This is a genomic window from Paenibacillus sp. VT-400 (assembly GCF_001029205.1).
Taxonomy (GTDB): domain Bacteria; phylum Bacillota; class Bacilli; order Paenibacillales; family Paenibacillaceae; genus Paenibacillus; species Paenibacillus amylolyticus.
Genome location: NZ_LELF01000067.1, coordinates 2,478,488 through 2,491,636, shown reverse-complemented (window position 1 = coordinate 2,491,636; position 13,149 = coordinate 2,478,488). Strand labels below are relative to the sequence as shown.

Sequence of the window (13,149 nt, the reverse complement as noted above, 5' to 3'; positions counted from 1 at the left end):
GAAAGGCATTTCTGTAAGGCTTATTGTAGAATATCAGGGATAAAGGAGGAGTTACGATGGAGATTAGAGTATTGCGTTATTTTCTTACAGTCGCCAGAGAAGGAAGTATTACACGCGCTGCTGATTTCTTGCATGTTACGCAGCCCACCTTGTCCAGACAATTGAAAGACCTCGAGCAAGAGTTGGGAAAGAAATTATTTATTCGCAGTAGTTACAGTATTGTTCTCACAGATGAAGGTATGCTTTTAAGAAATAGGGCTGAAGAAATTGTGGGTATGGTCGATAAATTAGAGGCAGAATTTGAATCAATGGAAGAAACCATAAGTGGAGATATTTATATAGGCGGTGGAGAAACGGAAGCCATGAAACAGATTGCAAGAGTGGCAAAAGAAGTTCAGAATAAATATTCCAATATACGCTATCACCTATACAGCGGCAACGAAGATGATGTAACTGAGCGGCTTGACAAGGGACTCCTTGATTTCGGTATTCTAATCCAGCCAGCGGATGTTTCCAAATATAACTATATCAATTTCTCCGACAAGGATGTTTGGGGAGTGGTCATGAGAAAAGAAAGTCCACTCGCCTCCAAAGATACGATTCGATCTACAGACTTATTAAATGTTCCACTGATCTGTTCACGACAGTCAATGAAGCAGACATTTTCAAAAAATGAGTTTGCGGATTGGTTTGGCGAAGATTTTGACAAATTAAACGTCGTTACTACATACAATCTTGCATATAATGCTGCCATTATGGTTGAAGAAGGCATTGGTTATGCATTAACACTAGATAAAATAGTGAATACGTCCAGTGAAAGCGATCTTTGTTTCAGACCTCTAGAGCCAAGACTTGAATCTGGCTTAAATATCGTTTGGAAAAAACATCAGGTCTTTTCGACTGCTGCGGATTTGTTTTTAAAAGAAATTCAGGCTAAATTTTAGACTGATAAAGGGATTAACGTGAGTACAAGAAGAAACCCACCGGAGTTTAATTCTCGGTGGGTTTCTTTATGACTTGTTCAATCCCGAGCAAAATAAGCTTCAATCCGAACTCGAAAGCTCCGTCGGTTCCCATCACCTCAAACAGACCATTCTTGTACATCCTGCTGAAAAGTCCAGCTTCCTTCTCACTCATAGAATCCAGAAGATGTATCATCTCTTCACCCTGAAGTGCTTCCTGGTCCTTAATAACGGCTGATATATTGCGCTGATGCTGATAATCGTCCAGTACGAAATAGAATACATAGTTGACCAGTGTAAGAACGGCTTGTAATTTCTGCTCTTGCTCTAATGGTGTTGATTCCATGCAGAGCAACATGCGGTTGGTGAAGCGGATCATGTCCGGTTCATGGGGCAACGTCATCATCATGAGCTGTGTGGAGCACGGGTATCTGCTGAGCACACTCCGTACCGTCACCGCAAGCCCCTCCATCTGCTCCTTCCAGTCCCCTTCAGTATGAAACTCGTCAAGAATAATTTTCGATATCTGGTTGGCCAGACGCTGGTAGAGCGTCTGCTTGCTCTTGAAGTACCAGTATAGAGATGGAGCCTGAATCCCCAACTTGTCTGCCAAGCGTCTCATGCTGAATTTCTCGATGCCCTCTTCCCCGAGAAGCTCCCACGAAATTTCCAAAATCTTATCTTCCGAAATCTGAGGCTGTTGTTTTTTCATCAGTATCCGCCCTTTTATCTAACAGTGTAAGTTTATGCTTTACAGGTTCATAAGTTCATGATACCATCTAACACTGTAAGGTTCAATCTAACGGTGTTAGATTAGATCAATATTAACGAAGAAAGTAGTGACCCACATGGATGCAGAAAACCTCCATTACTTCGAAAAAGCACCAATCGCCAAAGCCGTAGCTCACTTTGCTGTCCCAATGATGCTAGGCACGTCAATGAGTGTTATTTACTCCATCTTGAATGCCTATTTCCTTGGCACACTGGGTAATACGGCAATGTTAACCGCACTCGCATTAACTTTACCTTTATTCGCGGTTATCATGGCCCTTGGTAATTTAATTGGTATAGGCAGCGGCACATTCATCTCCCGTTTGCTGGGAGAGAAAAAAGTAGATGATCTGAAGCATGTATCTTCATTTGCCTTTTACAGCAGTTTAGTTCTCGGAATTATTGTGATGGCTGTTGGGCTCCCGCTGATTGAACCAATCGTTCATGGGCTGGGGGCAACGCCAGAGTCCTTCGGATTTACGAAAGAGTATGTCACGATTATGCTTATGGGTTCACCCTTTGTCATCTTATTCTTCACCCTGGAGAATATCGTGCGCTCAGAAGGTTCAGCAATGACTTCTATGACCGGTATGATTCTCAGTGTTGTTATAAATATTATCCTCGATGCACTATTCATTTTTGTCTTCCATTGGGGCGTGATTGGCGTTGCATCTGCTACCGTCATCTCCAACTTGGTTGCGAGTGCATTTTACGCTTACCATATGAGTTATAAGAGTCAATTCTTGACCGTCTCCCTAAAATGGTTCAAGGTTACGAAGGACATCCTGAGCAATGTGTTCAAAATCGGTGTTCCCGTCTTTGTTATGAGTGTCTTCTTGGGTGCAATGTCGCTTATTCTTAACCTTTTTCTTGTCGAATATGGGGATCAGGCCGTTGCGGGGTATGGAATCTCATCACGTTTATTGCAATTTCCTGAGTTTATTCTGATGGGCTTGTGCGAGGGAGTTGTGCCGTTGATTGCCTTCTCATTCACAGCGAACAAATTACGCATGAAACAAACGATTGGATTCACGATCAAAGCTATTTTGGGCTTAGCCGTCCTGTTTGGTGTTATCGTTTATCTAATCTCTGACCACTTGATTGGTTTATTTACGACTGACCCGCAATTAATTGAAATGGGTAGCTACATTCTGCATGTAACCTTCTTATCCTTGTTTATTACAGGAATGACTTCTTTGTTTATGGGGATCTTCCAAGCAACAGCCCAAGGAACCGCCGCGTTTGTTATGTCCATCATTCAAGGGATTACACTAATTCCTATATTGTATATCGCTAATCAAATGAATGGCTTTCATGGAGTGATCTGGTCGCTCGTTATTGCGGATGCCGTGGCGTTCCTAGTTGGGGCCATCATGTTATATGTTTTGCGGACCAAATTGCAGCCGGATCTGGAACATTTGGCACAGTAGTTAACGTATAACACGCAAAAAGGCAGGATAAGGGCGCTCCCTGACCCTGCTCTTTCATTTCGAAATGACAATTATCTGGTGATACGAAGAGATCGTAAACCCTCTGTTATAAGGAAAAAGCGGTCAACATATGTTCTATTTCATCCATATACCCATCCACTGTAATGCTTCTCGGAGCAAACAGAAATCGTAGTGATTGTTTCCATTCCGAGCCTGCAATAGAGGTTGGTAACATCGAATGTTCTGTATTAGAGAAGATTTTCACATGGAGCAAGGAAGATGGCTGAATTCCTTTACGGTATGCTTGCTCTGTATCAACAATGTCCACATTCACATCATCTTCTCCAAGCAGAAGGAGTACCGGGGTTTTGAAATGATGCAAATCCGCCGTGGCATCTGAAGCAAAATTTTTCTTTATGAAGTTCCAGCGTTCTTTGGAAATCAGATCATGCTCTCGAGCAATCTTGGTGTACTCTTCATATGTGCCATGTTTCTTTAAAATCTCTTTAATCTGGTTTTCATAATCGACCTGATTTTGAATCTCCTCCGTGGAATAACCATCTTTCGCCATTTGGCTGCGTGTGTTGTATTCTCCCTGTTCCAACCAGTTTATCGCTGGTGATACCAAGATACTGAAGGCGAGATGTTCTTTCCCAGCAAGCTTAGGAATCACCCAGCCTGCTTGGCTGGCACCCCATACGCCTATTCTGGAATCATCAATGATGGATTGTTCTTTCGCCCATGCAATAGCTTGCTGTGCCTCCACAACACGATCATCCATGCTTTGATCTAGCCAGTTTCCCTCTGAACCCCCGATTCCCCGTTTATCTAGCGACAAGGATGCATACCCGATCGATGCCAGTCGCTCCCACAACGGTTTGTATCCCTCACCATGAGTAGAGTCTATCGGACCGTCACCGTGAATAAACAGTACTAGACCTAGCTTGCCTGAATGGTTTCTGGGTAACGTGAGCGTACCTGTTAACTTGCCCTGTGGAGATTGAATTTCAATGGTTTGTTCCTCCATGTCAAAATCACTTTGATCGACTATGTACAGTCCTGCACCAACCATCAGTAAGATTGCCACAATAACTGAGATGTATCGTTTTTTCCAATTAAACATAACTATCTCCTTTGTAAATCATGTAATGCCATTGGTTTTCGCCTAAGAGCAGGCCGGTCAGAAAGCTGTTTGTGCTATACTGCTTGCGAAATTGATAGCGTTCATATAACTGTATCGCTTGATGATTCTGACTTGCCACATGCAAGCTAAGAGATGACATTGATTTGGATTGCAACATATATTTCTGTGCCCATTGAAGCAACTGCGTACCAATTCCCTTGCCTTGGTGCTGTGGATGTACAACCAGATCTTCCACATAACATTCGCCTAATTTAGGAGTATGCTTCAGCAGATGTAAACCAGTTATTAACTGAAGCAGTTTCCACATGCCAACTCTATTGCAGTGGCTCCACCAATGAGGATTGGCACGAACGCTTGTTATTGCTGCTCTGTTATCTGCTTCCTTCCATTTCAAGCACATGGTGCCAACAATCTCCTCATTTTCACGTGCAATGACTCGAAGAGTACTTTGTTCTATGGGCGGATGATTGAGCAACTGTTCAAATACGTAAGCCAGATCAGTTATGGACAATGAAGTGATCTTTTGAAATTTGTGTCCAAAACCATAAGCCATGAGTTCAGCAACAGCTTGATGAAACTGGGGACAAACGGGTTCTATCTGAATGGAAGTTGTCACTGTGTGCCTCCCCTAATCGATCATTTGTAACAACAGCTCATAATGAAGCTTTTCTGGTGTGAATAAAGATAAATAAGATTTTTCTACCATAATAAGTGGACCGTGATAGGGATAGCCCTGATCTTCTGCGTAAGCATAAAATTCGTTGATATGTTCTTTGAGTTCAGTTTCAATTTGTACATATACATGACGAGAAAGGTATTTTCCTCTAGGCAAAACTAAATCGTTCGCTCCCTCCTTTTGTGTATAAATTCCTACGGTGTCCGTCTCATCGTACGCATAATGGATGTCGGCTTCAAATAAATTGGGAATGTTTTCTTTAAGTTGGATCAGTTGCCTTGCTTGCAAGTACTCTTGCGCTTCCATATGGAACCACAGGGATAAGTGAATCTCCTCACGAGTATCAATATAATAAGTCACTTGATCCTCATCACGTGGAATATGATCTTTCTCCTGCAGCAACTTGCTGATAAGGTGCTTTGTTTGCTGAAGCTGAGTGATGGCTGCTTCCGTGTCTGCTAACGCTTGGCGAAATAATGATGTGATTTGAACGGTTGTCAGGTTACTCAAACATTCCTTGATCATTTGAACAGACAGTCCCATTTTGCGAAGCAATAAAATATGAGATAGACGGTAAATTTCATCTACCCCATACATCCTGTATTGGTTTTCTGCTATATAAGCAGGGTGTAACACCCCTTTTTCTTCGAAGTATCGAATTTGATGTACAGAGACTTTCATCAGCTTTGCCAGCTCACTAATCGTAATTTCATCACTCAACCAATTCACCACCTTTGCTGTTTTTCATATTACAAGCATAAACCTTAGGTCTGACCTAAGGTCAAGTCTTTATTTTAGCCTCTCCTGATAACAAAAAACCACGGCACCAGATTCGGTACCGCAGTTTATTAATCAATCATCCTATTGGATTTGTTTCATGTAAGATTTGAATTCCTCGGCAATTTCTTTGTATTTGGTATGATGCAGGTAATGTGAACCTTCCATTGGGATCATTTTGCCCTGCGCGGATTGTTTGGCTTGTGCTTCATGTAGCGGAATCCACTGCGGGTTTTTCTCGTTATTGGATTGAACAAAGAGAAGCACTGGCAGATCACTAGGATACGTGAGTTTTTCTCCATTTTTGAAATTGGAACCCAGATGTTTAAGCTCATTTACTAATGTCGGATTTGTCGAGACTTGATTCGAAATCAACTTCATCTGTTCTTTGGTATGTTCATCATAGTCAAGTGATGCATATGAATCACCACTCACTTTATTGAGTACTCTCATTAAGCCTGATTTTTGAAAGAATTTCATTAAGTTCAAAGGTAATTTAACATCCATGCCAGGTTGATTCGGAACACTGCTATCGATCCCGACAAAAGCAGAGACTTCATCCGGATACGTGTTCACATAAGTCGCCGCGTACAGTCCCGTGATGGAATGCCCCATCAGAATATAACGATCTATACCGAGTTGCTGTACAGCTTCATGAATTTCACTAACAATATTCTCGGTGGTTCTCTCCGTTTCGGTTTGGTCACTTAACCCATAACCGAAAGGCTCAATCGCCACAACTTTGTAATCGGAAGTTAATTCATCGATTAACAATTTGAAATCAAGTACTGGTGACGGTGTTCCTTGTCCGGGAAGTAACACGATGGTTTGTTCGCCGCTACCTTGAATGGATACATTCATATTTTTCCCATCAACATTGACATATTGGCCGTACGATTCGATTTTCTTTTTCTCTGCCCCATTACTTATCGTATGAACGACAAACGTGATGCCCATGAACAGCACCAGCGCGCCGACAATACCACCTATTATTTTCAACCATAAGTACCGTTTTTTACGGCCCTTAGTCCCCGTTGTTGTTACATCCACTGCTTCTGCCATTTCCATCTTCTCCTGTCGTTTATATCTGTAGAGCCGCTCTTGCGACATAGGTATAGTGTAACCATGAAAGATGTCCCCTTCGTGACGGGAATATGAACGGAGTATGAACTACAAAAAAAAGAGAGCTGCTTGTTGAGAGCAGTTCTCCATAGGATAAGACAGTTTTAGTGGTCCAGGAACACAAGCTGAATGAAGAACAATACCGCAAAAATGTAGAAGATTGGATGAACATCTTTACCTTTTCCACGAAGCAGCTTGAGTACCGGATAAAAGATGAAACCTACGCCGATGCCTGTTGCAATACTATGCGTCAATGGAGTAAGAATGATAATCAGGAAGGCAGGAAATGCTTCTTCGAGATCATCCCATTTGATTTTGCTGATAACGTTAATCATAAAGTATCCAACAATGATCAGTGCCGGAGAAGTGATCGCCGGGATGCTTGATATTACACTTACGATCGGTGTGAAGAACAAGGTCAGCGCAAGCAGCACACTTACCGTTACCGCTGTCAGTCCCGTTCTTCCTCCTGCAGCTACCCCTGTGCTGGATTCGATGTAAGCCGATGTTGGACTTGTTCCGAGCAAAGCACCTGAGGTTGTTCCTACGGCATCTGCCAATAATGCGCCACGCGAGCGTGGGAATTTACCATCCTTAAGCAATCCTGCTTGTTCAGCAACGCCGAGCATCGTGCCTGTCGTATCAAACAGCGTGATCAACAAGAAGGTAAATATGATTGTATATAAACCATTCGAGAATACCCCTGCCAGATCCAGTTGCAAAGCCGTTGACGCGAGGCCTTGCGGCATGGATACAATCGATTCCGGCATTTGGAATAGTCCCATGATCCAGGCAAGTATCGCTGTTACCACCATTCCGATGAACAGGTAACCTTTCACATTATAAGCCATCAGCACAACGGTAATAATCAATCCGATAATGGTCAGATAAGCCATCGGCTCAGCCAAGTTTCCGATCGTAATCAAATTCGATTCTGAATCGGCAATAATCCCGGCATTTTGCAAACCTACCGTTGTAATAAACAATCCGATCCCTGCGGTTATGGCATGTTTTAAGCTAGCAGGAATTGCATCTAGCAACATGTAACGGAATGAAGTCAGTGATAAAATAATAAACAAAATCCCTGCTATAAATACGGCTCCCAGTGCAACCTGCCAAGATACGCCATACCCGGCAACTACGCTATAGGCAAAGAATGCATTCAGGCCCATACCCGGCGCAATGACGATTGGATAATTGGACCATATTCCCATAATCAGAGTTCCCACAATACTTGCCAGTACCGTTGCTATGAATACTCCGTTAAAGTCCATGCCTGTGCTGCTGAGTATTCCTGGGTTTACGATAACTATGTATACCATTGTGAAAAATGTTGTAACCCCTGCGATAATTTCTGTGGGGATGGTCGTGCCTCGTTCTTTAAGTTTGAACCATTTGTCCATGGTAAAGCCAGCCTCCAACTTTCAAATTATACTCCAAAGCTAAAAACAAAAAATCCTAATCTTCATATAGGATTGTAATATTGTCGCTCCTATATTCGTTGTTAGGATTAAAAGATTCAACAGCTAAGCTCTAAACTAAACATAAAGATACTCATATCTGTTTTCAACCTGAAGTCCATTTCGTATTCTAATTAAAATTACATGCAATGTCAATGAATTAACGATTTGTTCACAGTTATTTACGAACTATACAGACATTATCTCTTTTGTTCATTCGTTTTTAGGATAGAGTAAGTACGTATCGCTCAATGTCTGCGATATATGAAGAAAAGACTGCCAGCAATGTTCACTGACAGTCTCTTGGCAAGCATATAAGACAAATTATAGAGAATTCAGAAGCTAATTGGCAGGACCCAGATTAATCAAGCTGACCTCGGATAATGAGACGGTTGTGTTGCCATCTTGCTCACCATCAATGTTACCCAGATCAAATGAAATTCGAGTATTCGCATAGCTGTCTTCTGTTGCATCAAATGTAAACGTGAACTCCTGTTCTTCTGGGGTCAAATCAACTCGTGCCCCAAAGAACCCATGCCATTCATAGTTGGCAGCTGCATCGACCCATCCAATCCCCAAACCCAATTTCCTGGACTTCTCCGCTTTGGCTTTAAACGTTAATTTATATTTAAAACCTTGCTGTATGCCAAATCCTTCATTCATAACTTGACGATCCCATGGATGCTGGCCTGCATGACCAATTTTGGCTTGAAGCTGTTGATTGCTAACTTGCATCTCAAGGTCCGCTGCATTACCGTCCGCATGGGTAAACCAACCTTCCTTACCTTTGGTGAAGTCTCCATTAGGAATAAGATTAACATGAGCAGGCTGCCCACCTTGATCTGCATTCGGATTAACTTCATATAACTGGACGTTATTGATGTGAATCAAGTGTTCACCTGTAGATAGCGGATATCCTAATCCAAATGCAAGCATAGCTGCCGAATCGGAGCTATCCCCCATAGTGAAGGTATAACTATACGACTTTTGATCTGCGGTTAATTCCACTTCTTCTTCAAAATACTTCACAAAATCCCCTGCATTCTGAGAAAGAACCGCTTGCATGGATTTAGGACTGGAAGCAGATCCCTCGAAGGTAAGTCGGTACGTTTTGTTTGCATCAAGTTTGATCTGACCTTGTTGCAACAAAGCATCCCACCAATGTTCACTTGTACCAGGCAATTTAATCGTTAATCCTGCGCCCTCGTCATGTGAGGCTGTCAGATCATTAGGAGTTAGCTCCCAATTATTCAGATCAGCTGTTAGCTCACTGTTCTGAATTTTGTTTTGTGAAATATCCACCCAACGTGTATTATAATCTGCTCCTTCAAAATTCACATAATAGGGTTTGCCTGCTGTCAAGTTGACCCCTGGAAAATACACCGTTTGATATGCTTGCCATCCACCCGTGTCTCCGAGACTCAGGTCTGATTGTGCAACGGTTGTACCTTGTTCATCCTGAATGCTGAACTGAACCTTGGAATCACTTTTTCCACTGGCCATTCGGGCAGACAGAACATATACTCCGTCGTGAGCTACATCGATTTTATATTGCAGCAGATCTCCCTGATCCATGTAACTGACATGTTTTCCTCCTTCTACGGAGTCCTCCAGTTGTAAGCCCTGCATCATCCAGGCTTCGGTTGCAGGAACATGTGCGTAGCCATTCACTGACAGAGGTTTGCCGCGTTTCGTCAGACGAACATTGTCCACATATACCTTACCTTTAGAACTGCCGAATAACAGTCTTAGCTCGGATTGTGCGATTGATGCTCCATCTCCAATGATGATTTCTCCGGTGAATGTTTTCATTTCTTGGTTCAAGGAGAGGTTTTGTCCTTGATGAACCTGTACCGTATGCCCATTACTGCTGACAACATCAATGTCGATACTTCGCGGTGTGTCTGCCTTGGCATCTAAGGAGAAACCATACGTTGTATTAGCTTCCAGTTTCAAATCCGGTTGGTTCACCGAAACTTGTTGTGGGTCATTATTCGTTTGAGTAACATCAACAACCAGCTGACGCTCCATAATTGGGAATTTCGAAAAGTTATTTACACTTATATTGGCTGCCGCACTGTCCTGAATGCTACTTGACCAGAATCCCAGACGCTCCTTGCCTTGATCGAATGTGCCATTGTAAATAAAGTTGCCATCAGGTAGCGCGTTTCGTTCGACAGTTAACGGATCAGCTTCACCCACCTCGATCAGCCTGACATTGGCAAACCAAACGGTTGTATCATCCAACCCCAGATTAAATTCGAATCTGGCATTGTTATCCGTGCCATCCCGCATATTGAAGGTATAGTCATAGGATTGCCAATCTGTCGTGAGTGCAAAGGTGTTATCACCCGAATAATTGGTCCAACTTTTTTCGAATTGGTTCAGTTTGGACATGATCGTACGGTTAGCAGATGCTTTCGCATCAAATTGTATCTTGTACTTTTTGTTTTTCTTGATGTACATCGGCATCTGAGTGAGTTGAACCGAGTAGTTTTCAGTACCCGATGCATCAATGGTAACTTCTGCTGCTTTCCCTTTCTGCTCATCCGTTACAACTTTGACACTGCCAGCTCCATCAGCATTTGTGATGAATTTCCACTGAAGAGGCACTCCATTGTCTTCAGACCCTTCCGCAAAATGATCATTGTAGATTTGATTGCCATCGGTTTGTGGGTCACGCTGTTGCGCAGGCTCGATGGGATTTGTTGTTACATCAGGCCATGTGTCTAGATTTTTGTAAGAATATACTCGCACAAAGTCAACATTCATCTTTTCAGAAGTGAAGTTGCTTTCAGGTGCCCCCGGCCAGTCTCCTCCAACTGCCAGATTCAGAATCAGATAGAATGGACGATCAAATGGTGCAGGGAACGTATAATACTCGGGTTGGCCGGCGGCCTTCGTTTGCCAGTTGGTCACTTCATGATGCAACTTTCCATCCACATAGAAACGAATCATACCCGGCAACCATTCCACCTGGAAATCATGATAATCGTCAGCGAAAGTTTCTCCCTTCGGAAGAGTAAGACTTCCCTGATCATGTCCATGGGAGCCGTCAGGCTTCACACTGTCATAATGCAATGTGCTATATACCTTGTTATTACTCTCTTTGCCACCAATTAACTCCATAATATCGATCTCACCAGAGGCAGGCCATCCACCATAATGTGCTTCATCTGTTGGCATCATCCATATGGCAGGCCACATGCCTTTTTCAATCGGAAGCTTTGCACGTACAACTACTTTACCGTAGGTCCAGTCTCCTTTTCCCATGGAGATCAGTTTGCCAGAGCTGTAATCCTTTCCGTTTTTCGGACCCTTTTTTGCTTCAATCTGCAACACGCTTCGATTCTGATCTTTTGTAATGCGAGTGTTATCGGGGCTGTAATATTGCATTTCATTGTTATAAACGAGTCCTGTATCCTGCACGGTCCATTTGGAAGAATCAATCGAAGGCCCGTTAAACTCATCATTCCAGACCAGCTCCCATTGATCATGCGGAATCGTTGTTGCTGGAACCGGTTTTTCGCCAGCCGGATTGCTTGGTGTTGATGGTGTAGACGGTGATTGCCCGTCTGGAGAAGATGGTGTGGGTGTACTTGTCACACTTGTTGAACCACCAGGCTGCGATGAAGCAGGTTGTTGGGCTTCACCCACCATGGATGTGCGCAATCCTTGTTTTACTTTCTCTCCGTTGATCACAACATCATCGGCATCTACACTCAATTTTTGGATCGTACCTTTGGTATCCATTCGAGTCTGACTCGCTTCTGCATGAATATTCATGGAATCAATCAGGCTGTTTGAAGAGATCTCCAGAATGGATTTCTGCTTTACATGCATCTCCTGAATGTTGCTTTCTTCCGTAATGGCAATTCTGACGGGTTCCCCACGTTTGTCAACGACTACTCGCTTCAGCTTGGAGTTGTTAATGTTGATGGAATGACTGCCTCCGCCTTTAATGATGACACTTCCTGTAACAGTTACGCCCTGAAGAACAACAGATCCCTCGCCTATGCCTTCTGCCAGCAGCAGATTTCCATTAACAACAATATTTTTTAACGTGACATCCGTCGATTTAATAATCAAGTTGCCATCTACCCGGGACTCATATGTTCCAGGAGTGCTTTTTACATCTGCAATCATCGCTGACAGTAACTCTGCCGTCTCCGCTCGTGTAATCGGGGCTTTGGGATTTAATTTGCCTTGGAAACCTTTAAGAATATTTTCGTTCACCAGATAGGTAAGCGCTTTCTTTGCATAACTAGAAATATCATCTGCATCCTGAAATTTCAATTGTTCACTATCTTCATTTGTAACCGCTGAAAGTTGAAAAGCTCGATCTACCATAACCGCTGCATCTTGGCGTGTAATCGGTTGTTGTGGTGACAGATGTTCACGGTCTGTCCCTTCGATGATGTCAGAACCATTCGCTCGTACCATCACGTCATAGTACCAATCGTCTGAAGTCATATCCGCATATGAACCAGTCGCCGCATTACCGGTGAAACCAAAGGCCCGATCCAGAATCATGACGAATTCAGCTCGGCTAATGACCTGACTGGGCTTGAACGTACCGTCCGTATAACCTTTCAATAAATTCAAGTCTTGCAAACGTGTAACTGCAGATTGTGACCAATGCCCGGTCAGATCTGTATAGGGAACAGAGAAGTGCAGGCTTTTCGCCTGCACATTTCCCACCTCCGCTTGACCCTGTACACTTTCTGCTCCAGCAGTTGCTGGATAAACGAGAGAAGCCATTAAACTCCATGCCACCATACATGCCAGTCCTTTTCTCATCCTTCTT

9 protein-coding genes are annotated in these 13,149 nt (G+C 43.1%); 2 read left to right on the top strand and 7 right to left on the bottom strand.

Going from position 1 to position 13,149, the window contains the following annotated elements:
• Window positions 1-56: 56 nt before the first annotated feature.
• The gene (locus tag EL84_RS21665; RefSeq protein WP_047843058.1) at window positions 57-944 is read left to right on the top strand and encodes a LysR family transcriptional regulator; all 888 of its coding nucleotides are present in this window, start codon (window positions 57-59) and stop codon (window positions 942-944) included.
• Between the two features lie 46 nt (window positions 945-990).
• Here EL84_RS21665 and EL84_RS21660 read toward each other — a convergent pair whose 3' ends face one another.
• Window positions 991-1,674 (bottom strand): TetR/AcrR family transcriptional regulator C-terminal domain-containing protein, encoded by a 684-nt coding sequence (locus tag EL84_RS21660; RefSeq protein WP_036671320.1) that lies wholly within the window; start codon window positions 1,672-1,674, stop codon window positions 991-993.
• A gap of 136 nt (window positions 1,675-1,810) precedes the next feature.
• On the opposite strand from EL84_RS21660, the gene EL84_RS21655 reads away from it, so the two are divergent.
• Window positions 1,811-3,163 (top strand): MATE family efflux transporter, encoded by a 1,353-nt coding sequence (locus tag EL84_RS21655; protein ID WP_036615611.1) that lies wholly within the window; start codon window positions 1,811-1,813, stop codon window positions 3,161-3,163.
• Window positions 3,164-3,269: 106 nt separating this feature from the next.
• On the opposite strand, the gene EL84_RS21650 is transcribed toward EL84_RS21655, so the two are convergent.
• The 6 genes from EL84_RS21650 to EL84_RS21625 form a co-directional block, all read right to left on the bottom strand.
• Window positions 3,270-4,286 (bottom strand): alpha/beta hydrolase family protein, encoded by a 1,017-nt coding sequence (locus EL84_RS21650; protein ID WP_047843057.1) that lies wholly within the window; start codon window positions 4,284-4,286, stop codon window positions 3,270-3,272.
• Window positions 4,279-4,923, bottom strand: a complete 645-nt coding sequence (locus EL84_RS21645; RefSeq protein WP_047843056.1) for a GNAT family N-acetyltransferase — start codon at window positions 4,921-4,923, stop codon at window positions 4,279-4,281. Before EL84_RS21645 ends, EL84_RS21650 begins: the two co-directional genes overlap by 8 nt.
• 12 nt (window positions 4,924-4,935) lie before the next feature.
• Entirely contained in the window at window positions 4,936-5,703 is a 768-nt protein-coding gene (locus EL84_RS21640; protein ID WP_152683053.1) for a MerR family transcriptional regulator, read from the bottom strand.
• A gap of 141 nt (window positions 5,704-5,844) precedes the next feature.
• The gene (locus EL84_RS21635; RefSeq protein ID WP_036615620.1) at window positions 5,845-6,822 is read right to left on the bottom strand and encodes an alpha/beta hydrolase; all 978 of its coding nucleotides are present in this window, start codon (window positions 6,820-6,822) and stop codon (window positions 5,845-5,847) included.
• Window positions 6,823-6,986: 164 nt separating this feature from the next.
• Window positions 6,987-8,285 carry an NCS2 family permease gene (locus tag EL84_RS21630; RefSeq protein WP_017688352.1) on the bottom strand — a complete coding sequence of 433 codons (1,299 nt, stop codon included), beginning with the start codon at window positions 8,283-8,285 and terminating at the stop codon, window positions 6,987-6,989.
• A 399-nt stretch (window positions 8,286-8,684) separates the two neighbouring features.
• Window positions 8,685-13,142, bottom strand: a complete 4,458-nt coding sequence (locus tag EL84_RS21625; protein ID WP_047843054.1) for a carbohydrate binding domain-containing protein — start codon at window positions 13,140-13,142, stop codon at window positions 8,685-8,687.
• Between the last annotated feature and the right edge of the window lie 7 nt (window positions 13,143-13,149).